This window comes from Okeania sp. KiyG1, from assembly GCF_014132355.1.
Taxonomy (GTDB): domain Bacteria; phylum Cyanobacteriota; class Cyanobacteriia; order Cyanobacteriales; family Microcoleaceae; genus Okeania.
In genome coordinates, this window is sequence record NZ_BLZO01000042.1 from 37,698 (window position 1) to 63,396 (window position 25,699).

A 25,699-nucleotide genomic window follows, 5' to 3' on the forward strand; every position below is an offset into this window, starting at 1 on the left:
ATAGCAGAAGGAAGAGGCAAGAAGGAAAAATATTGTTTTGTCTTAGTTTTAGACTTTTGATCTGTCCGCACCTTTTCCTTCGAATACTATCAATATAGTTATACCGATTCCAAAAAATAATCCTATACTTCATTAGAACTTCAGTTATTAAGTAATTAACTTATATCGAATAACTTTTTTGCTACTTTAAGGCAAGTTAATGTTAATTCTTATTATTTTTAATCCCCCTCCTGGGAGGGGTTAGGAGTGAGTTTTATTCCTGTACGGGTAATAGCTTTATAAAAAAACCTTCTCCCTTTGAACCAATATTCCCTTCTGACTTCTGCCCTCTGCCTTCTGCCTTCCTTCCATCAAGGTATAATAGCATTTATCAAAAACTTTTCTACATTTTTTTGAGCAGGGGACCCACCCCTAACCCCTCCCAGGAGGGAGTAGGGGAGTGGGGGAGTAGGGGAGAAGTAAAAGTAAGAATAATTAACATTAATTGGGCTATTTTTAGCAAAAAGGTGATTTTACCTGTTTTGATTAATTAATAACTGAAGTTTGACCCAAGTATAGCGTTACTTTGAGGAATTAGTATAAGTATTCAAGTGAACATGATACTACAACCAAATATTAGGAAATATTGATTTCCCTATCTCTCTGAAAGACTTATTAATTTTCCTGGCAAATTGAATATGCTCTTCATCTTTTTCCACGGGAATAATATTAGCTTTCTGTCCTACCTTAAACTTATCTACTACTAAATTAGCTGCTTCTAAACCCGTCACATAAGCTTTTTCTTGAGACCATGAACCGTGACGGTTAACAATCCAATCTCCACTCATAAATACATTGTCAAAACTTGTTTTAGCAGGGAGTAAATATTGATAACTTCCAGGAAAAAAGTGAGTGACTGCTTCTCTAACTCTAACCACACTTTGGTCAATAATTTCTGCTTCTATAAATTCTGGAATACAAGTTGCTAAATAAGTCTGTACCATTTTAATAATTTCCCCATCACTCAAAGGTAAAAACTGATTAGCATGATAAAAATCTACCTCTACAACTGTTCCTGGTTCATGGCGAAATTCGTCATGTAAAGTATTCAAATCAAAAAATGTCCAACCTGTAGTTGTATCAAATCCAAAACAAGCATTAGAAGCACGAGGAATTGAAATTTTTCGGTCGAACCATAATCTGGTTCCTAATACATCAACTCCACCTAAATTATTAATATTCCTAAATTCTTGACGACTTTGTAGAGCCTCACTCCCTGCCAGAATCTTTTTCATTCCACTAATACCAACAGCAAAAATTACCGCATCTGCCTCAAATATTTGGTCTTCACAAACAACCTTTGTCGCTTTGCCATTATCATCAACAATTAAGTCAGTAACTCGCTGTTTTGTCAGAACTTTTCCACCTAGATTTTCGATATTTTCTACCCAAGGTTTAAATATCATTTCTCCTACAGTACCGCGACACCAAACTACATCAAAATCTGGTTGGTGAGCTAGGATAAAATAATATAACATTCCCAATGCAGCAGCAGCCGAACATTGTTCGCCCGGAGCAAATAAACCAACTAATAACATGGCATTAAAAGCATCATCATATAATCTTTTTGTCACGCCATATTGTTTGAATAATTCTCTTGCTGTTACTGAGTCATATCTTCGCCAAGCTTCATCCGAATTATCAAAATCTATTACAGAATAAAGCAGTGGAAGAGCAGAAAGGCGATCGCTCAAGGGCAATCGTTTAAATTGAGTATAAATAAAAGTACCAAGAGGTGTTGGTAAAAGTGGTAAGTCTTGAAAAATAGGTGATTCTACCTCTAACCCAGCAGGAGAATATTGAGCTGAACGAGTCCAGGGAGTGAATGGATCGAGGTTTAATTTCTTGACAAGAGAAAATATGTTATGGTAGGGATACCAAAAACCATGTATGCCCACTTCTACAGAACGGCCTCCGGGAGTTTTCCAACCAGCGACTAAACCACCGGGATAAGGGCCAGCTTCTAGAAGTGTAACGTCATAGCCATTTTTGGCTAGGTGGTGAGTGGCTCCTAAACCAGCCCAACCAGCCCCAACTACTACTATTTTTGGAGTTTTAATTTCTGTTGTCATACTACTTTTTTAAGTCAAAAATTACTGAATTTTTTAGATTTTCTAGAGCCAATTTTCAGCCTAGTTTTCCAATTTGCTTAATTTTATAGTAGTTGTCAAGGCTGTGCATAAATAACATTTTGAAAGAGAAAGGATATTTCAATAATTGATAATTAATAATTGATAATTACCTCTCTCTAAATTGAATAAGATTGATGCGCTAGGAAAAATTTTTTATTGTTTTTCCTTTAAAAGAGAGGGTTGAAAGCTTAATTATTCGGTAAAAGTATTAGTTAAAAATATCTTAAAATTAATCTCTAGAATAAAAAATTATTCTATGTCATTAAGATATTCAATTTTGTTTAAGTCAAAAATTAATTGTACTAATCTTCCTCTTGAAAACCCTCTATTGAATGATTTCTAACCTCAAGCCTGCGAACTCTACTTCGAGAGATGTAGTTAAAATTAAAAGATAAAGTCTATTTTTTACCTAAATAACACGGGAGCATGAAAGCCATCGTCTTTTAAGCGATGGATGAAAGGCGAGGAGTCGGATTTTAAGGAGATGTGTTTTATTTGACCGAAAAGCCACGTTGAAAGCCCCCATGTTTTAACCGGGGGATGAAAACAACCGAGTCGTTTAGACTAGACAACTAAAGTAGTCCTGTGCTACAATTACTTAGGTGTAAGCCGTCTATACCTCCTTTCAAATGTACTCTTGTCAGCAAGTTTTAGTAGGTAAAAATCCCGAATTAATTGCTATCTTAACATTCTTGTGTGAACAGTCTCACAAGCTCACTAACATGGGAATATATTATGGTCGGCAATTATTTTTTAAGTCTCACAAAACTCTGGGTAAGTATGACTTAGAAAAGGTCTACAAAAAGAACAATCACTATAAAATTTTATATTCTCAAGCAGCACAACAAATATTGAGAACTGTAGCTGAATCATTTCGCTCTTATTATGGTCTTATTATTGCCTATCGTGAAGGAAAAATCTCAGACAGACCAAAGATTCCTAACTACAGAAAAAAAGGGGGAATGGCTACAGTAAGTTACCCCAAGCAAGCACTAAAGCTTAAAGATAATCAAATTAGAATACCACTAGGAAATACCTGTAAACGCTGGTTTGGAGTAGATAGCTTTTTAATTCCAATGCCTAGTAATCTAGAATTTTCATCTCTGAAAGAACTGAGAATATTACCGAGAAATAGATGTTTTTATTGGGAATTTGTTTATGAAAAAGAAGTAATAGTTAAACCTCTATTAAATCAAGAAAATGTCTTAGGAATAGACCATGGTGTCAATAATTGGCTGACCTGTGTATCCAATGTAAATACTAGCTTAATAGTAGATGGGAAACAGATTAAATCAATGAATCGTTGGTACAATAAACAAGTATCAACCATTAAAGAAAATCAGCCTCAAGGATTTTGGTCAAATAAACTAGCTGCCATTACTGAAATTCGTAACCGCCAAATGCGTGACGGTATTAATAAAGCAGCCAGGATAGTCATTAATCATTGTTTAGAAAATTCTATTGGTACAATTGTTTTTGGTTGGAATAAAGGTCAGAAAAATCAAATAGAATTAGGAAAAAAAGTAATTCAGAATTTGTACCAATTCCTACAGCTAGACTCAAAGAAAGAATAGCTCAATTATGTGATGAGTATGGGATTATATTTATAGAAACTGAGGAAAGTTATACAAGTATTGCTTCATTTTTAGATGGTGACTATCTACCTAATTATGGTGAAAAACCCGATGATTGGAAACCGTCAGGAAAGAGAATAAAGCGTGGTTTGTATAGAAGTAGTAATAATTGGTTAATTAATGCAGACTGTAACGGGGCTGCAAATATAATCACAAAAGTAAGCAGAAAGCTAAGGTTAAACTTAAGCCGACTGTGTAGGGGCACTTTGACTTGTCCCCAGAGAGCGTATCTTTGGTCAGCTAAGAAAAAACGAAGCAACACGGATTTATCCTGTAGCGTAGTATCTGCTTAGAATCCCCGTGACTTGAGTCCGGGGAGTAGTCAATCGTTAATTAAAAAAAATAGATAATATCATAAAACCTGTATAAAGTCAAGAAAATAAACATTAGTGTCATACTCAACCCAGAACAGCCGAGAGCTGGATCTGAAGACCTTATTTCCATTTGAACTAGACAACTTCCAGAAAGAGGCGATCGTCGCCGTAAACGCTGGAAAATCCGTAGTTGTTTGTACCCCTACTGGCTCAGGCAAAACCCTAATTGGAGAATACGCTATCTACCGTGCCCTAAGTCGCGGGCGACGAGTATTCTACACCACACCCCTCAAAGCTCTGTCAAACCAAAAATTGCGGGACTTCCGCGACAAATTTGGAGCAGACAAAGTAGGGTTAGTCACCGGAGATACCTCCGTTAACAGGGAAGCATCAGTCCTAGTAATGACTACAGAAGTATTCCGCAATATGCTCTATGGCACTCCCATAGGAGAAATAGGCACATCTCTAGAAAAAGTAGAAGCCGTAGTCCTGGACGAATGCCACTACATGAACGATCGCCAACGAGGCACAGTATGGGAAGAATTAATAATTTATTGTCCACCAGAAATTCAACTATTAGCTCTCTCGGCTACAGTGGCCAACAGCGACCAGCTTACAGATTGGATTAATAAAGTACATGGGCCAACTGAACTTATTTATTCTGACTTTCGGCCAGTACCTCTCCAATTTAATTTTTCTAATAGTAAAGGTCTATTTCCTCTACTGAGCAACAACCAAAAAAGAGTAAATCCTTTGCTCAAGCCTAAAAATCGACATATAGGTAGAGATAGAAGAGAAAAACAATTAGAGCCAATATTGCCGGCAGTATTATCTCAACTCAAAGAGCGGGATATGTTACCAGCTATCTACTTCATATTTAGTCGCCGAGGTTGCGATCGCGCAGTGGCAGAAATAGCACAAGTCAGCAATCTTACTTTGCTGGACGAAACAGAAACTATTCAACTGCAAAATTTAATTCAAAAATTCCTCAATAGTAACCCAGACCTAACTCGCTCTAAAAAACTCGAACCCCTAAGTAAAGGTATAGCATCCCACCATGCTGGAATGTTACCAGTGTGGAAAGGATTAGTCGAGGAATTATTTCAGCTAGGTTTAATCAAAGTAGTATTTGCCACTGAAACCTTAGCTGCTGGAATAAATATGCCAGCTCGTACTACTGTAATCTCTAGCCTCTCTAAACGCACGGATGAAGGTCACAGACTGCTAAAACCATCAGAATTTCTGCAAATGGCAGGTAGAGCTGGACGACGGGGGATGGATGTTCAAGGTTACGTTTTAACTGTCCAAACTAGGTTTGAGGGTGCGAAGGAGGCGTCTTATTTAGCAACTTCAGAAGCTGACCCCCTGGTTAGTCAGTTTACTCCTAGTTATGGTATGGTGCTGAATTTGCTACAAACCCATACTTTGGAGGAAGCAAAGGAGTTAGTCGAACGTAGTTTTGGTCAATATTTATCTACCCTTTCTTTGGAAGCAGAACGCATAGAGATTGAGCAAAAAGAGGCAGAGTTAACTTCTTTGCAAAATAAATTGGGGATTTATGAACAGAATGATTTGGTAAATTTAGAGCAGTTGCTGAGAGATTATGAGAAGATACGAGAAAGAGTAAAGGAAGAAAAACGACTGCTGAAAATTTTGCAAAGGCAAGCGGATGAAAATCGCATTAAGGAGATGTCTTTGTCTTTGTCTTTTGCTCTATCGGGAACTATTATGAGTTTGAAAGGAAAGCACGTTCCTACTGCGAAGAGGTCTGATGCTAAACCTATTGCTGCTGCTTTAGTTACTAAAGTTCCTGGTTCTGGTCAGTCTTCTTATTATGTGTGTTTGGGTAAGGATAATCGATGGTATGTGGTGGCAGCTATGGATGTTGTCGGTTTACACCCAGATGTACCCCGCTTAGTGGCAGTAGAACAGATGGAATTGCCTGCTGAGATAGATTTTAGGTTGGGGCAATGTCGAAAAGCAGATGAAATTTATCTGAGTTTATCTGAACAAATTCCAGAGGTACCTCCACCAATAGATGCTCCTGAAGTTTTGGTACAAATGCAGAAAGTAGCAACGGTGGAAGCAAAGATTCAGGAACATCCGCTCAAGGAATGGGGAAGTCCTCGTATTTTGTTGAAGGGTTGGCGACGAATGGGTATATTGCAGATGGAAATAGGCGATCGCCAAACTGAGTTGGAGGATAAGTTGGCTCGTCATTGGCAGGAGTTTCTCAATCTCATTGAAATTTTGCAATATTTTGCTTGTCTGCATGAAGTTGTCCCTACGGAAATTGGTCAAGCTTGTGCGGCGATCCGAGGTGATAATGAATTGTGGCTTGGTTTGGCGTTGATGTCTGGTGTTCTTGATGAACTGGACCCTCATCATTTGGCTGCTGCTTGTGCTGCTCTGGTGACTGAGATTAGCAGACCTGATAGTTGGTCGCGTTATGATTTGTCTATGGAGGTGGACGATGCTTTGGGTGGTTTGCGTAGTTTACGACATCAGTTATTTCAGGTGCAGCGTCGCTATCGGGTAAGTTTACCTGTTTGGTTAGAGAGGGATTTGATTAGTTTGGTTGAACAGTGGGCACTGGAGGTGGAATGGCAGGTGTTGGTGGACAATACGAGTCTGGATGAGGGTGATGTTGTCCGGATTTTACGTCGGACTCTGGATTTTCTTTCTCAGATTCCTCATGTGCCTCATTTACCTGATGTTTTGCGCCGGAATGCTTATCGGGCTATGCAGTTGATAGACCGTTTTCCTGTTAATGAGGAGGTTAAGTAATTGTTGCAGTTTCTAGTGTCGCTACGCGGAAGTCAAAAGTCGTAGGGGCGTTAACGATAGTTATGCGAAGCAAATGCCATTGGCTAGCGCCAAGCTCCGAATGGCGCCCTCAAAAGTATTGATTGGTAAGGCTTTTAGGATTTTGTAACCAGTTATTTCCGTTATCCTGTACTAGGAGTTTAAATTACCTAGATTTTAAGAAGGAAGAGGCAAGAGAGAAGAATTTTGTGTTGTCTGAGTTTTCAGCTTTTGATATGTCTGTGCCTTTTCCTTCGACTGCTGTTTATATTTTTGTGTATTGGTTGAATAAAAAGTCATGCGTAGGGGCGAACAACTCCCAATGATTACATATTACCATGATTTTTTTCGGGATGCAAGGGGAAATACCTCGTCGTTTTTTTGGAGCTTCACAGAATGCAGATTCTATATTTTGATGAGCGATCGCGGAGCGTTTAGCGGAGCTATGCGTCAGCAAAACGTAGTTTTATCGCGACGGGGGAAGGGAGTTTTATCTCTTTATTTGCCTATGCTAGAAAATTTGGTGGTGGTGCATTTTCAGAGGAAATACCTTGCCGTTTTTTGAAGCTTAACAGAATGCAGATTAATCATCCGTGTATCCGTGACCAAATCCTTGTCTGGCTGATGGGGTGAAAATTTTGCCTGTTGTTATTTCTTTATTTTAATGCTTCACAAAATGAGATTTTTTCTGATGTTTTGATGGTGCGAGTATCTCTTCTATATATATTCAGTAACGATATGCTGTTTTGCCGTTGAATAAAAAGTCATGCGTAGGGGCGAACAGCCCCCAATAATTAAATCCTATCATAATTTTTTTGGGGATGCAAGAGAAATATCCTTGCCGATTTTTTTGAGCTTCACAAAATGAGAATTTTCTTTGTTTGTGAATATTGAATATAGCGTTGGCGGAGCAAGTGCGTTAGCTACATCGCTTCTACATGAGTAATATATTGATGTGTTGATGGGGTGAAAATTTGCTGGTGTCGCCACTTCTTTTCTTAGTAGTGCTTCACAGGATGATAAGTTTTCTGGTGCTTTGATTGTGCAAGTATCTCTTCTATATATATTCAGTGGCGATATGCTGTTTTGCCGTTGAATAAAAAGTCATGCGTAGGGGCGAACGACTCCCAATAATTAAATCCTATCATAATTTTTTTGGGGATGCAAGAGAAATATCCTTGCCGATTTTTTTGAGCTTCACAAAATGATGATTTTTCTTTGTTTGTGAATATTGAATATAGCGATCGCTTTCGCTTATACATGAGTAAATATATTTATGTGTTGGTGGGGTGAAAAATTTTCCTGCTGTTACTTCTTTTTTTTTGAGTGCTTCACTAGATGAGATTTTCCTCTACTTTGATGGTGTGAGTTTCTCTTCTATATATATTCAGTAGCGATATGCTGTTTTTGCGTTGAATAAAAAGTCATGCGTAGGGGCGAACGACTCCCAATGATTAAATCCTATCATAATTTTTTTGGGGATGCAAGAGAAATATCCTTGCCGATTTTTTTGAGCTTCACAAAATGATGATTCTCTTTGTTTGTGAATATTGAATATAGCGATCGCTTCTACATGAGTAAATAAAATATATTGGTGTGTTGATGGAGTAAAAGTTTTTCCACTTCTTTTTTTTAAAGCTTCACAGGATGATATTTTTCTGGTGCTTTGATGGTGTGAGTATCTCTTCTATATATTCAGTGGCGATATGCTGTTTTTGTGTTGAATAAAAAGTCATGCGTATGGGCGAACAACTCCCAATAATTAAATCCTATCATAATTTTTTTGGGGATGCAAGAGAAATATCCTTGCCGATTTTTTTGAGCTTCACAAAATGATGATTCTCTTTGTTTGTGAATATTGAATATAGCGTTGGCGGAGCAAGTGCGTTAGCTACATCGCTTCTACATGAGTAATATATTGATGTGTTGATGAGGTGAAAATTTGCTGGTGTCGCCACTTCTTTTCTTAGTAGTGCTTCACAGGATGATAAGTTTTCTGGTGCTTTGATGGTGTGAGTATCTCTTCTATATATATTCAGTGGCGATATGCTGTTTTTTTGTTGAATAAAAAGTCATGTATAGGGGCGAGCGACTCCCAATGATTAAATCCTATCATAATTTTTTTGGGGATGCAAGGGGAATATCCTTGCCGATTTTTTTGTAGCTCCACAAAATGATGATTTTCTTTGTTTGTGGATATTCAATACTAGCGTTGGCGGAGCAAGTGCGTTAGCTACATCGCTTCTACATGAGTAAATAAAATATATTGGTGTGTTGATGGAGTAAAAGTTTTTCCACTTCTTTTTTTGAAAGCTTCACAGGATGAGATTTTTCTGATGTTTTGATAGTGTGAGTATCTCTTCTATATATGTTCAGTGGCGAAATGCTGTTTTTGCATTGAATAAAAAGTCATGCGTAGGGGCGAGTAACCACCAATGATTACATACTACTATGATTTTTTTGGGGATGCAACAGGAAATTCCTTGCCGATTTTTTTGAGCTTCATAAAATGATGATTTTTATTTGTAAATATACAGCACTGGGTAAATAGGTTAGGGTAATTATCAAAACTCAAACTCACTCAGGGATTACTTCTAATTTCGCGCCTTCTAACTTTTGACTTTTGACTTTTGACTTGAGGGTAGCGATCGCTTCTACATGAGTAAATAAAATATATTGATGTGTTGATGGTAGAAAATTTGGTGGTGGTGCATTGTGATTATTTTTTACGAGGCGCGGCAGTAACAGTCGGAGCATCTTGCTCCCGTGCCAGATATTCTTTTTTCCTGTCGCTACTTCTTTTCTTAGTAGTGCTTCACAAGATGAGATTTTTTCTGATGTTTTGATGGTGTGAGTTTCTCTTCTATATATATTCAGTGGCGAAATGCTATTTTTGAGTTGAATAAAAAGTCATGCGCAGGGGCGAGTAACCCCCAATAATTACATACTACTATGATTTTTTTAGGAATGCAAGGGGAAATTCCTTCCCGCCCGACTTAATTTTTAGAGCTTCACAGAATGCAGATTAATCATCCCTACATCTGTAGCAAAATCCTTGTCTGACAATAACTTCTCTCGGTCTGAAGAAAAATTTACCCGCTCTGCAGGAGGGAAAAGAGAAAAGAAAAAGAGGGAAAAGGGAAAAAGAGGAAAAGAACAAAGGGGAAGAATTCTAGGAACCAGAGACAGGCAAGACAATCCGAAAACCCCCATTGCTGACGACTTTATCGGCATCGTGGTTGTAACGCACGGCACTCCGACAATCCCTAGAATTGTTGACCCAGCTACCGCCACGGAGCAGTCTTCTATTACTATTACCTCCAGTTTCCCAAGCACTACCATCATTAGGTGCTCCATTATAATTATCGTGCCAAACATCCTGACACCATTTCAGGACATTGCCGTGCATATCATACAAACCAAAGGCATTGGGTGGAAAAATTCCTACATCTGTTGTTTCTCCACGATATATTCCTTTCGGTGCATCAGCATAAGGATGATTACCATTGTAGTTAACTAACTCAGACGTTATAGTTTCACCAAAATAAAATGGTGTAGTTGTTCCTGCACGGGCGCGCATATTCCCACTGACTCTCACTGGGTAAACTATATTTTTTACCTGTCCTGTCTGAGAGTTTCTGACAAAATTCTGTCGCTTCGTACCAATTTACTTTTTCTACAGGACGGTTTGTACCTTTCAACTTAGAAGGATTATTTCCCATGACTGCTTGCCATTGTGCTTGAGTGACTGGATACTTCCCCATGAAAAATTCTGGCACATCTACATCATGTTGCGGACCTTCTCTATCCCATCTCCCTGCTTCCGTCTCTGGAGACCCCATGAGAAATCTACCTGCAGGAATTTTTACCATTTCCAGGGAGACTCCATTGCCGACATTTTCTATCATTACTTCTGCTTGACCTTCACTACTACTTATTTCTTCTCCTCTGCTGTTAACTGTGACGGTGGTAAATTTCTGAATGGGAACTCTTGGTTGTGGTGGAGGAGAAGGTTCTGGTATTGGTTGAGGAGTAGAAATTATTTCTGGAGATGGTTTCTTCTCGACACCTCTACTTAATATTGCTGCTACAAACCCACTTCCTGCTAAACCTCCTAATATTAATATTTGTCTTCTGTTTTTATGAGGTTGGGTTTGAGTTTTTGGTATAGATGAAGTTATTGGTTGTGGTGTGAGTATGGATTTTGTTTTTGGTGGAGTTTGAATTGTTGGTGCTGGTTTTGGTTGTGGTGGAGTTTGAATTGTTGGTGCTGGTTTTGGTTGTGGTGGAGTTTGAATCTTTAATGCTTCTAATACTTTCGTAGCATTTTCATAACGCTGTGGAAAATATTCATGTACCATCCTATCTAATATATTTGCTAGATAGTTACTTACTTGTGCTTCGTTTCGCCAGATAACATTTCCTGTATTTGGGTCTTTTGGTAAATTTCCTGGGTTTTTACCAGTCAGTGCTTTTATTCCTACCATTCCTACTGCATATATATCGCTACTCAGTTTTGGTTTACCGATCGCCTGTTCGCTTGGCATATATTCAGGGGTTCCAACTGCTACGGTTAAGGTTGTTGTTCCTGGTTGGTTTGCTGTGGTTAATACGTTTATTTCTTTTACTGCTCCAAAGTCGATTAATACTATTTTTTGTCTGACTTACGACGCATCAAGTTTTCTGGTTTGATGTCTCGATGAATAATATTATTTTTATGAGCTTTTTATAATGCTGATAATATTCCTTTGAGTAGGGTAATGGTGTAAGATTCGCTTAATTTTTTTCCTGGTGTTAGTTCTTTGCTTATATCGTGCCCTTCGATATATTCTTGTACTAGGTAAAATTCTGTTCTTTCTTGGAAGTGGGCAAATAGTTTTGGTATTTGGTCTGAGTCTTTGCCTAGTTTATATAAGGTTTCTGCTTCTGTTTCAAATAATTTTTGGGCAATAGCTAATGTTTCTGGGTCTGAGGTTTTGGGTGATAGATGTTTGACTACGCATTTTGGTTTGCCTGGTAAGTCTAAATCTTGAGCTAGGTAGGTATCTCCGAATCCTCCACTTCCTAGAGTGTCTATTATTTTGTAGTGGTTTCTCAGGATTTTTCCAGACTGCATTTTCAGTTATCAGTTATCAGTTATCAGTTATCAGCTTTTTTAGTTATTAGTTACCAGTTATTAGATTTCTTCTTATTCAGTTATCAGTTATCAGCTATTCTTCAACAATTAGCATTAAAGAATTAAACTCATTCATTACTAATTACTTTAGTGGGCAAGTATGGTTTTTTGGCCTAATTTTTTTGAGTCTATATGAGCGCACCTTTTCCATTCTATTTATAATATCATGTCAAGTTTTTTTGTCAATCCCCCTTTTTTCAGTTATCAGTTATCAGTTATCAGTTATCAGTATCCAGTTAGTAGTATCCAGTTAGTAGTAGGAGTTGAGAAATCAAATAAATATTTCATGACTTACACAAAGGCACTATTTATAGAGTCCTATAACTATTGGACAATAGTTATGAGCGCTATATATAGCGTATCTGCGTAAGTCCTATATTTAATGGGTTAAAACCCTACTACAAACAAAGGAGATTTCAGCAACGCCCAAAAATTAAATCAATTATTGTACACAAATCATCAATTATTTTCCCCTACTCTGTACGGACGTTGCATGCAATGTACCTACTACTCTCTCTTTTGTGGAGATATCTAAATTGAAATACTTTTTTTGATGAGCGATCGCCTGTCGTTAAGATTTTGTACTAGAAATTGTTTTTCCCAATCTGATTTTGTATTAGTTCCTACTCTGTTCCCTATTCTCTAGAATTATCAATTCTGTTATCGGTTATTAGACTGCCTAGTAGAGGAATATAGCTTTTTTGGCCTAATTTTTTTGAGTATATATGAGCGCATCTTTCCCATTATATTTATGATATCATGTCAAGTTTTTTTGTCAATCCCCCTTTTTTCAGTTATCAGTTATCAGTTATCAGTATCCAGTTAGTAGTAGGAGTTGAGAAATAGAATAAATATTTAATGGGCTAAAACCCTACTACAAACAAAGGAGATTTCAGTAACGCCCAAAAATTAAATCAATTATTGTACACAAATCATCAATTATTTCCCCCTGTTCTGTACGGACGTTGTATGCAACTACTACTCCCTCTTTTCTGGAGATATCTAAATAATCAGAATAATTAAAATGCTTTTTTTTGATGAGCGATCGCCTCTCATCAAGATTTTGCACTAGAAGTTGTTTTTCCCCACCTAGTTTTGTATTTGTTCCTACTCTCTTCCCTATTCCCTAAGCTCCTAAATTTTGTGCCTTATCCAAGTAAAAAAGGCGATCTATCTATAAAATTATTGATCGGCAATAATCTTTAATTTTTATTTTACAAACTAGCTAAAACTTATATCTGTAAAGCTATTTAGATTTATATATATATTTTTTGTACCTATCGATACTAAAAATAGTCATAGTAATTATCTATTAATTATCAACAGTAGTTTTGATTCTATAGGAGTTTACTTTGTCTCAGACTGTATCTTTAAACACTTGGAAAGTTTTAAGTTTTTTCTGAGTTCAGCCTTTCTTTAATTACAAGATATTTTCTGCATCATTCAAATCAAACTACTAAATTACTCACACAAAACTTTCATTTATTGCAATAGTTTAGTAAGTTATATCAAAATACTTAAGGAAAATTATGGAAAATTAAATATAATTTTCTCCTGAAAGTTAGTTGTATTTATTGATAAAGAATAAATAGACACTACTTAATTTTCACCTGTAGATTGATTAAATAAATTATGAGACAATTTTGAAAATCTAGTAAGTACTTATATTATTTATATTCTGTGAATATTCTTGTTTGACATAAAAGCTTGAATATGTTAAAAAAATAATTGATCATTGCCACCATATTTTGAGGAAATGAGAATAGATTAAACTGGCCTCAAGTCAGCTAAATAAATTAGTTTTTAAGATTAAATCAAAATGCCTAATATTTATAAATATAAAATTTATGAAGTTAACTAAAGTAGAGAATTGCAATTAATTTTATAGATAAATATGAGTTTCTCAACCATTTTATGCGAATAAAACTTATCTGAACGAAATAACTTGTGAAATAAAATAACTATTAGAGGTTGTCTGAGAAGTCCCATGTGCTACATCTAAGCCCTCTAAATCCCCCAAAATTGGGGGAATTTTAGAAGCAAATTTACTCTTGTTCCCCCCAAAGTTGGGGGGCTAGGGGGGCAAAATTCAGTATCAAAAAACTTTTCAGATATCCTCTTAATTCAAGCAATTATTAATGAATTTTATTTGAATACTTATTTAATTAAATCAAGAGGAGTAATGAGTAAAAAAAAGCCTATATATAAACAACTTTTACCACAACTAACAAGTGCCTTACTAAGTTTAATTGTACTGTTACCGACCCCAAGTAGAGCTGATGCTTTATTAGGAATAATTCGAGATGATGGAAATACAGATGAATGGAATAACATCATTACACGAATACGCAATCTAGGTATCAGTTATGAACCTATTGATTTAAGACAAATTAATACAGTAGCTGACCTATCTGGGGTGAAAGTTATCTTTTTACCAAACATTGAAACCTTAACTGAAACTCAAGTAGACATTATAGAAGAGTGGGTAAAACAGGGAGGGAAATTAATAGCTAGTGGCCAGGTAGGGAGAAAATCTAAACCAGGAGTAAGGCAAGAATTGCGATCGCTCCTTGGGTCTTATTGGGCGTTTCCTTTGAGTCAACCTGCAATACCGGAGGCAAGATATCGTTGTTTAGATATTGCTTGCAAAAAGTCTACCAGTTGGGCACCGATGGGAAATGACCAAGATACTGTTGAGGGTGGAGTATTAATTCCGGCAGGGTTAAGCAGTACAACTGCAGCTATTTGGAAAGGAAGTTCGGGTTCTTCAGCGGTAGTAATTACTCCTCAAGCAACCTACTTCGGTTGGAACTGGGGTAGTAATACCTCTGCAACGTTAGATAGTGCTTGGTTGCAAGCTGTGTTAAATCGTTATCAGAGTCAGCCACAATTTACAGCTAGAAATAATAATCCATTACCCACAGCGAATAGTAGACCGACTGCTCCCATTACTCCTAGCACTAACCCGGTTAAAATTAGACCCCGTATTTCCTCTGCACCAACAACGACTGAAAATAGGAATCAAGTTAGAGTTCAACCTAGAACTGCACCAGTAAATTCAAATACAAGTCAACCACCGACTACAACTCAAAATTCGACTGAAAATACCAATCAAGTTAAAGTTCAACCTCAAACTGCACCAGTAAATTCAAATCAACCTCCGACGACAACTCAAAATTCGACTGAAAATACCAATCAAGTTAGAGTTCAACCTCAAACTGCACCAGTAAATTCAAATCAACCTCCGACGACAACTCAAAACTCGACTGAAAATACCAATCAAGTTAGAGTTCAACCTCAAACTGCACCAGTAAATTCAAATATAAATCAACCTCCGACGACAACTCAAAATTCGACTACGGAGCAAGATAATATTTGGCTCAGAAGTCAGCAACAGAAGACAACCACCGAACAAAAACCACCACAACAAAATCAACCACCAGGAACACTAGGTAGTCAAAATAATAATTTAACCTCACAGACAAATACAGCTCCCAAGAGTAACAACATTTGGAACAGATATCGAGAACAGATAGACCGACAAAACCAGCAAGCTGAAAATATCAGTACTAAGGAAAGAGTCGTTAATTCACTAGAAAACTCTAGTTCAGAAACCGCAAATAATAGAGACAATATTTGGAACAGAGCTAGACAGCAAACTGAGCAACAAAATCAACCAACTGAAAATATCAGTACCAAGGAAACCGATAACCCTACTCCAGAAACCGCAAATAATAGAGACAATATTTGGAATAGATCCAGACAACAAACAACGACACCATCCTCTCGCCGTAATCCCCTAGCTGCCATACTCCGACCTTTACCCCCACCAGAGGTACAAGTACCAAACTCCCAAACAGACCCTTCATCAGAATCAGCACCTGCGGGTTTGGAAGTCAGACAGGGAAACTATCCAATTAGTAGAGCAGAAGCTAATGCAATGTTGCAAGAGTTAAATAATCTCTTGGGTAGATTTGAAAGTGCTTTAGTTGCAGCAAAATCAGCAAATGTAGAAGTTAATTTGTCAGCAGATAAAGGTAGTTTGGTAGCTACCAATAGCGATCGTAGTACATTTATTGCTCAAAGAAATCGAGAAATAAGTAATGCTCAACAAATAGTCGAACGAGCACGCTTGACAATTCAAAGATTCCCCCAACAAGTGGCATCCAAACAATATGCTACTGCTAGAAATCAATGGCTGCAAACAAGGCAAATGTTGTGGCAGAATTATCCCACTGATGGAGAAAGAGCAGGGGCTGAAATTAGAGCTGTGTGGTTAGACAGGGGTACAATTGTTAGGGCGCGGTCAGAACGTGGTTTGGCAATGGTTTTTGACCGACTTGCTGCTGCTGGTATTAATACTGTTTTCTTTGAAACTCTTAATGCTGGTTACACAATTTATCCCAGTAATGTTGCTCCCAGACAGAATCCTTTGACAATTTCCTGGGACCCACTTGAGTCTGCTGTTAAATTAGCTCGCGAGCGGAATATGGAGATACACGCTTGGATATGGACGTTTGCGACGGGGAATAAAGCTCATAATCGCGCTCTTGGTCAGCCAGATAGTTATTTAGGTCCGGTGATTTCGGCTCATCCTGATTGGGTGATGACTGATAAAAGGGGTCGGAAAAGACATCCTTCTGATGGGAAGGTATATATGGACCCTGCTAATCCTTATGTTCGGCAATATTTGCTGAGGATAATAGATGAAATTGCTAGTCGTTATCAGGTTGATGGGATTCAACTTGACTATATTCGCTATCCTTTTCAAAATCCTGGTCGGAATTTTTCTTATGGTTACAGCACCATAGCTCGTCAACAGTTTCAGCGGTTGCATGGTGTAGACCCGATGAAGATTTCTTCACGCGATCGCCAAAATAGGTGGAAGTGGACTGAGTTTAAGATTAATCAAGTTAATAGTTTTGTGGCGGATACTTCGAGATTTCTCAAACAGAAATATCCAAGGATAATTTTGTCGGCGGCGGTGTTTCCTTTTCCACGTCATGAGCGGTTTGATAAAATTCAGCAAGATTGGGATACTTGGGTTCTCAGGGGTGATATTGATTTGTTGACTCCGATGACTTATGCTTTGGATACGAATCGTTTTCAGCAAATTACGCAACCGCTGACAAGTACGCGAGTATTAGGTAGTACTTTGATAACGCCTGCAGTTAAGCTTTTGAATATTCCTGAAATTGTTGCGGTTGACCAAATTCAAGCGGCGAGGGATTTGCCTACAGGGGGTTATATTATTTTTGCTGCGGAAAGAATTACTGGGGGGTTACATGGATTTTTGACTCGTACTCAGGGAGGACCGGAAACAGGGAAGAATAGTAGAGCTTCATTGAATGCTTTTGCGAACCCTTCTCATGTTGTGGAGGGTCCTATTCCGTATCGACAACCGTTTGCAGCAGCAGCAGATCGTTTTCAAGCTTTGAAAAAGGAATGGAGTTTTTTGTTGGCAAATGAGCAACTTTCTATGAGGAAGTCTGAGCTTGAGAGTTGGCGGAATCAAGCTGAGGAGTTGGCAGCAGATTTGAATCAATTGGCTGAAAATCCGGATAATAGTAATTTGAATCAAGCTAGAAATAGTTTGAGAAGATTTCAGTTACAGTTTAGGAGTTCTATGAGTGTTCATGGGAGGGAAAATGCTTATCAAGTTCAGACTTGGCAAAATCGTTTAGCTGCTTTGGAAATGTTGTTAAATTATGGGGAGCGGGTGCGGTTAAAAAGTGGGAGATTTTGACAGGAATTACGCAAATTAACTTTGAAAACGCTAATGTAGGGGCGAATGGCATTCGCCCTTAGTCTATTTAGTGTCCGTGCGTAAGTCCTGTTTAAGTTTGCTAGTTATGTTGGTAGTGATATTTGTTGGTATACTCTTTTAATTATTACAGTGGTGTTAGCTCAGTTGTAACTGAGCGTACAGGTAGAGTTTATGCCTAAATTTAATTACAATTAATTATTCAGTTGATTTTTCTGTTCAGGAGTTAAGTAAAGGTCAATTAGTAGCTTGAGTTGCTTGAAATTTTGATTGCTACTCCCTAGTTTCTCTCGAAAAGATAACAAGTAAGGCTGTACAGATTTATTGTTTAACTCTAAAGACTTCTCAACTAATCTTTGAAAAACTGGTAAACGACTGTATGATAGAGAACTGTATGATTGATAAAGGCATGATTGATCGCTGTATGATTTATATATATTGGGATTTTGTAAAAATGCTCTTAGAATATCCTTCCACTGCTCATTATTTAGTTCTTCAGCAACCATTATTAGAAGCTGTGTATTGTCAGAAGCTTCATTATAATTACCAGTGTTGGCAAATTTGTTTATTATAGCTGAAATATCAGTTTTCAAAATAGATATAAGTAATTTTTCAGGAATTACTTTCCTATCATATACGCTATACGTTAGAACATCATTCAAGGATACCTCTTTAATTTTTTCTGCAATACAATTATCAAATATTTCAATAATTTCAGGCACTGAATCTTTTAAGAAATTGTATTTGAATTTAGCTGAAACTAATTCATTAAAATTAACTATTTTGGGTACAAAATTTTGAAAACTTAGTATTAATTTTTCTTGATCAATTTCACACAAATATCTTGAAGGTCTAGGAAAATTACCCAAATCAATCTCGAATACTCTCTGATTAATATAACTATTAAAAATTTCAATAATTTCAGGTTTTGACTTTCCTGATGAATTATATTTCGATTTAGCTGAAAGTAATTCTATAAAATCGGCATTGATAATTTTCTCTTCTAGTATATCCTTAATAAAATCTTGCCAAAATTCGTAATTATAATTTGACATAACATCAGCTAAATCATTCAAAGGTGAAGACTTCACTCTCTCATTGATACAAGATACAATAGTTTCATCAGATGCTAAGGAAGTCTTGGATATTATTAAAAATAAATCATTTAAATTTGCCTTTAAAGCAGATTTTTTCAGACTAGGTAAAATTATTTTTGTTTGGAACAAATTATCTCCACAAGTATCATTTAATGACAAAATATCTTGTACAGGAATGTTATCAAACTTCTTAATTACATAGTCTCTTAAAAAATCTATATGAGCTGCTTTAATTAGAGTTTTAACATCAGAAAAATTTTCATTCTCATACACTTCCAGCTTTTCAACAAAATTTTGAGCTTTTAATTGGCATGGTGGGCTTAAACTTTCCCAAACTGTAATTTTTGCCAAGTAAATGATTACTTTATCCCAGTTATCATCATCTACTTTATTAATAATAATTCCAGACAACTTCTCATTTAATATTTTTCCTGTTTCTTGAACATACATTTTTGATACAGCAGTTAAAGCCGAAAATTGTCGTTCTCTTTCTAGTTCCGGCAAATTTTCTATTAGCAGACTTGTAGTTAAACCAATCACAATATCTTGAATTAAAGTAAACCTTGCACGAACTAATGGACTTGCTTGAAAATACTTAATAGCTTCTTCCGAGTCAACAGGAAAATATTCAGATTTAATATCTTGAAAAATCCTTTCCTTAGCAGCACGACCCTGAACAGGAGGACGTTGTAAAAGATGAGTTATTGCACTTCGCAAATGATAGCGAGCTAATTCTGCTGTAGCTTCAAAAGGTTCTTCTAAAGATGTCATTGAAGGGTGAGCACATCGACTTCTATCCTGAAATAACCTTTCAATATCTAACCTTTCTATAGGTGAAATTAATTCAAACTCTTCATGTGCTTTTTCTGGAATATTTGACTCAAATTGCCAAAGGTCTTTGAAATTTTCGTCTGAACGTAATTTCTCAAATTCTTGCAATAATTTCGGAGCTTTTTTATCTCCAAAAAGTTCTAGTTCCCTCAACTTATGGAGAAAATCAAATACTACTGCATTCCAGGTAGATACTATACATGAACGAAATGCTCCAGCTCGATAACAAGCTACAGCTTCTTGTATGAATTTTTGAGATGATTTATCTCTACAAAGTAGAATTAATTCGTCTAGGTCAATAAATGTTTGGTGCATAGAAAAAATAGATAATTTTGATTATTTTATAGAAATATTAGGTGCCAAAAAGCTGAGGATTTTTAACGAAGTCAGAAGTCAGAAGTCAGAAGTTAACCCACCCCTAACCCCTCCCAACCCACCCCTAACCCCTCCCAACCCACCCCTAACCCCTCCCAGGAGGGGAGGTAGGGGATTTGAGCTTCGCTCCAAAAATATTTCGCCTTAAAAGGCGGGGTTTTAGACCCATATTATTTTGATAAAATAGTATTCTTCTGTGGCTGAATTTTAAGATATAACACCATGTCCGAATAATTAGTGATAAAAAAAACTTTCTCCTCTTTCTTATTTATTCTTATTTATTCTTTATTTCCTCCTGACTCCTGACTCCTTAATCATCTAAATATCAGTTTTCAAAATAACTAGAAGTATGCAAATCTTCAGGATTCAAATTAGAATTAACAACTTTACCATCACTAAACCAAACAACACGCTTAGTTTGTTTTGCAACTTCTGGTTCGTGAGTCACCATTACCACTGTAATTCCACTAGCATTTAATTCTGTGAAAATATCTAACACTTCTTGAGTAGTTTTAGTATCTAAAGCACCCGTCGGTTCATCTGCTAATAATAATACTGGACGATTAACAATTGCACGAGCGATCGCTACCCTTTGTTGTTGTCCTCCTGATAGTTGATTGGGTTTATTATTCATCCGATTTTCTAACCCCACTAACTTTAAAGCTTCTGCTGCTCTTTCTTTTCTTTCCTTACTAGAAATTCCGGCATAAAGCATGGGTAAAATCACGTTATCAAGAGCTGTTATTTGTGGTAATAAATGAAATTGTTGGAAGACAAATCCAATTTTGAGATTGCGAATTTTAGCTAAGTCTTTTTCTAAGGTATTAGCTATATCTAAAGCGTCAAGATAATAATTACCAGATGTAGGGCGATCGAGACAACCAATAATGTTCATGCAGGTAGATTTACCAGAACCTGATGCTCCCATAATGGAACAATATTCTCCTTCTTCTATAGTTAAAGTAACGCCATTTAAAGCACGAACTTCTACATCGCCCATTACATAAATTTTCGCGATATTTTCTAACCCGACAATGACTGGTTTTTGGGTTTTATTTTCTGGGAGAATTAAGGAGTTATTTTCAGAATATTTGTATTGCATAGTAAATTTTAATAACAAGTTATTTTCAGCACATTTGCTTTGTATAACGCTTCTCTAATTTATAAGATACAGTTTTAGATCCCCACCCTGCCCCCAGATCCCCCTAACCCCCTTAATAAGGGGGGAACTGCTTAAAAAAGGGAGAGTCTTCAAAGTCCCCCTTTTTAAGGGGGATTTAGGGGGATCGTAAATGTACCTCATCTTTATGAAAAATGCTATATAGTAATTATTAATTATTAATTATTAATTATTAATTATTAATTGCCTAAATGCTTCTCAAAGCCACAATAGGGTCTAATTGAGCAGCTTGTTTTGCAGGAACAACTCCAAAAAACAAACCAATAGCACCAGAAACACCAAAAGCAATAGCGATCGCTGTTACTGGAATTCCTGTTTCTAAAGGAGTTAAAACACCTAAAATTAACACCCCACTCACACCAATTCCAGTACCAATTAATCCACCCACAATAGACAAAATTACTGACTCAATTATAAACTGAAATAAAATATCTTTCTGAGAAGCACCAATAGCTTTTCTTAATCCTATTTCTCTAGTTCTTTCCGTCACCGAAACTAACATAATATTCATAATACCAATACCACCAACCACCAAAGAAACCGCCGCCGTAGCTGCTAATAATAAAGTCAAAGCTGCAGTAATACCACCTAAAGTTTGCAATAAATCTTTCTGACTTCTGACAGTAAAATCATCCTCATAAATAATTTTATGTCGCAGTCGTAACAGATTTTCTATTTGAAACTGGGCAGCTTTCATTCTATCTTCATCCTTCACTGATACAGAAATCAAACTTACTTGAGTGCCATAAGGAGAAGACCTGCCAACAATTCTATTTGCCATAGTAGTAATCGGAATAAAAGCGCTCATATCCTCATTATTCCCGAGATTAGTACCTTTAGATGCCATTACTCCAATGACTTGTAAGCTAGTATTTTTAATGCGCACTCGTTTACCAATTGGATCTTCATTACCAAATAATTGTGCTGCTAATTCTGAACCCAAAGCTACTATATTTTCTTGTTTTTGTAAATCTAAATCTGTCAAAAATCTACCTTTTGCGACATCAAAATTTCTTACAGTTAAAAATTCTGGAGTCGTACCAGTTAAGCTGGATGATGCATTTTTATTTCGGTAGCTAACTAATTCGTTAGCATTAAGAATGGGAGCAACTTCTTTAACCGTTGGAACTTGAGAAGCGATCGCCTCTGCATCTGCCAATACTAATGTTTGAGGTCGAAGGACAGGTTGTCTTTGAGCACCAGCAATTCCTGGCACAATAAATAGAACATTTGGTCCGAGAGAAGTAATCTGATTGTTAACAAATTTTTGCGCTCCTTCGCCAATTCCAATCATGGCAATAACGGAAGCATTACCGATGATAATACCTAACATGGTTAAGCTACTGCGAACTTTATTAGCTAGCAGTGTTGTTGTTGCCATTTTTATACTTTCTAAGATGTTCATAAATTGAAAAAAAACAACTAAAATTTGGGTACATCATTTCACTTATCACTTATCAGTTATCAGTTATCAGTTGTCAACGGGGGTGCTTAAAATTGCTTAGGGTTTGTAGACACGGAGTTGCCTGTTGAAGACTATCCATAAGCAATTTTCCCTTCTACCTTCTACCTTCTTCAGCTATGCTTTATAAACATTTTTCTTAACATAAAACCCGGATATTAGTGAGAAGTTATGTTTCATTAATTGATAATTGATAATGGATAATTGATAATTACCTCTGGTTAAAACCGTTACGGAATTGAATATAAGGAAATATTATTTCTTCTCTTGGTCGATTGGATATGCTTAGGAAACCCATCCATCCCTCGACCGCTTTTTCCCCTTAAAAGGGGAGGCTTCAAGGCGCGAATTATTTAATTACTAATTATTAATAATTAATAATTCGGTAAGTCGTTTGAGAGGCTTTTTCCTCAGAAAAGTGTATTGAATTAGATGTTTTTTTGAATATTATTACGGACCACACTCCCCACACCTCCCCATCCTCCCCACCCTCCCATCAAGGTTTCAGGAGTTCCTTATCAGGGATAGCTTCTTCAGGGGAGTTGCACATTACGGAATGATACTGCAAAAAATTGGTTTAGATTTTGACTAAAAAAACCTAATATTAATTATTCTACCAATTCTCAAATCCAAAATCCTGTTCATCAAAAATCTCAAATCATTCGTCACTGTGCAACGCCCATTTTTCCGTTAATGATGAGATAATTGATAAAAAGTGAGTAAAACCTATTAACAGTAATCGGAAGACAGGCTAAAAGGTTTTATTTCTATAATATTAAAAAGGGCGAACGATGGGACTCGAACCCACGAATGGTGGAACCACAAACCACTGCCTTAACCACTTGGCCACGCTCGCCATGAATTTTTTCTTACAGTTTATTACTATAGCACTACCAAATTATTTTTGTAAACCCCCTTTCCCAAAATATTCCCAAAAAATAAAATCTCAAACCCATACCTGAATGAGTTATTGCGTTAATCCTCAATGTCCCAATCCTGAAAATCCCGACACAGCAACCTATTGCCAGAATTGCCACTCCCCTTTAATTCTTCAGGGACGCTATCGTCTCCTGAAAAAAGTTGGTCAAGGAGGCTTTGGCAAAACATTTCTGGGCGTAGATGAACAACATCCTCTGAAGCTCCCATGTATTCTGAAGCAAATATCATTTTCCACCCTCGACCCCGAAAGCCATCACACAACAACTAGACTATTTCGGCGGGAGGTAATGCGGTTAGGGCAGTTGGGACAACATCCACAAATTCCTCTGCTTTTAGCCCATTTTCAATATAATCAAAATTTGTATTTGGTACAGGAATATATTCAAGGTTTGACATTAAAGCAAGAATTACAACAAGGTCTCTTCAACGAAGAACAAATATGGCAACTTTTGCGAGAGTTACTACCAGTATTGAAGTTTATTCATCAACGTCAAATTATTCACCGAGATATTAAACCAGAAAATATTATTCGTCGTACTTCCCCACCTATTAATTATCAAAAACCACCCTACTTACCAGGAGAAAATCAAGTAGTGGAAAAATCAGAAAAAATGGGAGAATTTGTATTAATTGATTTTGGGGTAGCGAAGTTGCTGACAGGTACAGCTTTAATTAGTACTGGTACCGTTATTGGCAGTCCCGAATATATGGCACCGGAGCAAACCAGAGGGAAAGCACTGCCAGCAAGTGACTTGTTTAGTTTGGGTGTAACTTGCATTCATTTACTGACAGATGTTGCGCCGTGGGATATGTTTGACGTTGTTAATGACTGTTGGAGATGGCGAGATTTTTTGCCGAGTGGGAGTAGTGTTAGTCAAGGTCTCGGCAATATATTAGATAAGTTGTTAGAAAATTCTGTGAGTCAACGCTATCAGACAGCGGAACAAGTTTTGGAGGTGTTGGAGTCTAGGTCAAGTATTGTTAGGCAACCTGTGGAAAGTATAGAGTCTTTGGCGTTGGTAAATCAAAAGTTGTCTGTGTTGCCATCGGTGCGGAGTTTGGTGGGGAGGTTTATTCCCCAAGTTTTGACACTGGATGAAAATGAGTTAATTTCGGCAGTGGGGGTAGAGTATGGAAAATTGCAGTATTTATTGGCAGTGCAAAAGTGGCGGGAAGCTGATATAGAAACATGGGCAGTTTTATGTGATGCTTTGGGGAAGAGGAGAAAAAGTTATTTGTTTCAGAATGATATAGATAATTTGCCTTGTGAAGATTTGCTGACTATCGATCGCCTTTGGGTGAAGTACAGTCAGGGGAGGTTTGGGTTTAGGGTGCAAAAACAGATTTATGAAAGTGTGGATGAAGATTATGGAAAATTTTGTAGTCAGGTTGGTTGGTTAACTTATAATTTGCATTTTCGCGATCGCGGATATAAGTTTACCAGTTGGGCACCAGTTGGTCATTTACCTTCAAGAATTTGGGCAGGTGGTCAGCAGTGGTGGACTCATGCAGAAGTGATGGCGAAAAAGTTAGATAAGTGTGGTTTTTCAACAATTAATAATTAATAGATGTCTCCGGAAAAGAGGGAACAGGGAACAGGGAACAGGGAAGAATAACTGAAGTGTTACCCAAGTATAGCTTCAGTAGACCACAGTAGGGGCGAATGGTATTCGCCCTTATATCATGTCCGGATAATTAGTGATAAAAAAAAACTTCCTCTTTCTTCTTCTTTCTTTCCTCCTGAGTCCTGAGTCCTGAGTCGTTTATTTATAACTATTCAACCGGACATGATATTACAGGGTTTTGGTTATGACGATGTGGTTTAGAGACCGGCAAAAGCGCTGTAGGATTTTTGAGATAATCAGGACTTAATATCATCAGGACTTACGCAAAAAATGGAATTATACATCATATGTAAGGGCGAATGCCATTCGCCCCTACTAAATATAGT

The 25,699-nt window shown here is 37.0% G+C and carries 10 protein-coding genes, 1 tRNA gene and 1 pseudogene; 4 read left to right on the forward strand and 8 right to left on the reverse strand.

Going from position 1 to position 25,699, the window contains the following annotated elements; genetic code table 11:
* Window positions 1-602: 602 nt before the first annotated feature.
* Entirely contained in the window at window positions 603-2,111 is a 1,509-nt protein-coding gene (locus SAGCYANO_RS07170) for an FAD-dependent oxidoreductase (protein WP_202219451.1), read from the reverse strand.
* 689 nt (window positions 2,112-2,800) lie between these two features.
* On the opposite strand from SAGCYANO_RS07170, the gene SAGCYANO_RS07175 reads away from it, so the two are divergent.
* Together SAGCYANO_RS07175 and SAGCYANO_RS07180 are read left to right on the forward strand one after the other, a co-directional pair.
* A complete protein-coding gene (locus tag SAGCYANO_RS07175; protein WP_237395910.1) occupies window positions 2,801-3,745 on the forward strand; it encodes an RNA-guided endonuclease TnpB family protein in 945 nt (314 codons plus the stop codon).
* 449 nt (window positions 3,746-4,194) lie between these two features.
* Complete coding sequence (locus SAGCYANO_RS07180) at window positions 4,195-6,906, forward strand: RNA helicase (RefSeq protein ID WP_202219452.1); 2,712 nt, start codon at window positions 4,195-4,197, stop codon at window positions 6,904-6,906.
* A 2,595-nt stretch (window positions 6,907-9,501) separates the two neighbouring features.
* On the opposite strand, the gene SAGCYANO_RS07185 is transcribed toward SAGCYANO_RS07180, so the two are convergent.
* The 3 genes and pseudogenes from SAGCYANO_RS07185 to SAGCYANO_RS07200 form a co-directional block, all read right to left on the reverse strand.
* Window positions 9,502-9,681: a hypothetical protein gene (locus SAGCYANO_RS07185; RefSeq protein WP_202219453.1), complete on the reverse strand. Its 180-nt coding sequence runs from the start codon at window positions 9,679-9,681 to the stop codon at window positions 9,502-9,504.
* 415 nt (window positions 9,682-10,096) lie between these two features.
* A pseudogene (locus SAGCYANO_RS49040) lies at window positions 10,097-12,040 on the reverse strand (SUMF1/EgtB/PvdO family nonheme iron enzyme).
* 952 nt (window positions 12,041-12,992) lie between these two features.
* Window positions 12,993-13,169, reverse strand: coding sequence for a hypothetical protein (locus tag SAGCYANO_RS07200; protein ID WP_202219455.1), 177 nt, complete (start codon window positions 13,167-13,169; stop codon window positions 12,993-12,995).
* 1,113 nt (window positions 13,170-14,282) lie between these two features.
* On the opposite strand from SAGCYANO_RS07200, the gene SAGCYANO_RS07205 reads away from it, so the two are divergent.
* Window positions 14,283-17,846 (forward strand): family 10 glycosylhydrolase, encoded by a 3,564-nt coding sequence (locus SAGCYANO_RS07205; RefSeq protein WP_237395911.1) that lies wholly within the window; start codon window positions 14,283-14,285, stop codon window positions 17,844-17,846.
* 212 nt (window positions 17,847-18,058) lie between these two features.
* On the opposite strand, the gene SAGCYANO_RS07210 is transcribed toward SAGCYANO_RS07205, so the two are convergent.
* The 4 genes from SAGCYANO_RS07210 to SAGCYANO_RS07225 all read right to left on the reverse strand — a co-directional run bounded on the left by SAGCYANO_RS07210 (window position 18,059) and on the right by SAGCYANO_RS07225 (window position 23,665).
* Complete coding sequence (locus SAGCYANO_RS07210) at window positions 18,059-20,107, reverse strand: hypothetical protein (protein WP_202219456.1); 2,049 nt, start codon at window positions 20,105-20,107, stop codon at window positions 18,059-18,061.
* A 385-nt stretch (window positions 20,108-20,492) separates the two neighbouring features.
* On the reverse strand, window positions 20,493-21,269 hold the full coding sequence (locus SAGCYANO_RS07215; RefSeq protein WP_305081037.1) for an ABC transporter ATP-binding protein: 777 nt from the start codon (window positions 21,267-21,269) through the stop codon (window positions 20,493-20,495).
* Between the two features lie 265 nt (window positions 21,270-21,534).
* Complete coding sequence (locus tag SAGCYANO_RS07220; RefSeq protein WP_202219457.1) at window positions 21,535-22,752, reverse strand: ABC transporter permease; 1,218 nt, start codon at window positions 22,750-22,752, stop codon at window positions 21,535-21,537.
* 840 nt (window positions 22,753-23,592) lie between these two features.
* Window positions 23,593-23,665 (reverse strand) — tRNA-His (locus tag SAGCYANO_RS07225).
* Between the two features lie 106 nt (window positions 23,666-23,771).
* On the opposite strand from SAGCYANO_RS07225, the gene SAGCYANO_RS07230 reads away from it, so the two are divergent.
* A complete protein-coding gene (locus SAGCYANO_RS07230) occupies window positions 23,772-25,313 on the forward strand; it encodes a serine/threonine-protein kinase (protein WP_202219458.1) in 1,542 nt (513 codons plus the stop codon).
* Window positions 25,314-25,699: the final 386 nt, after the last annotated feature.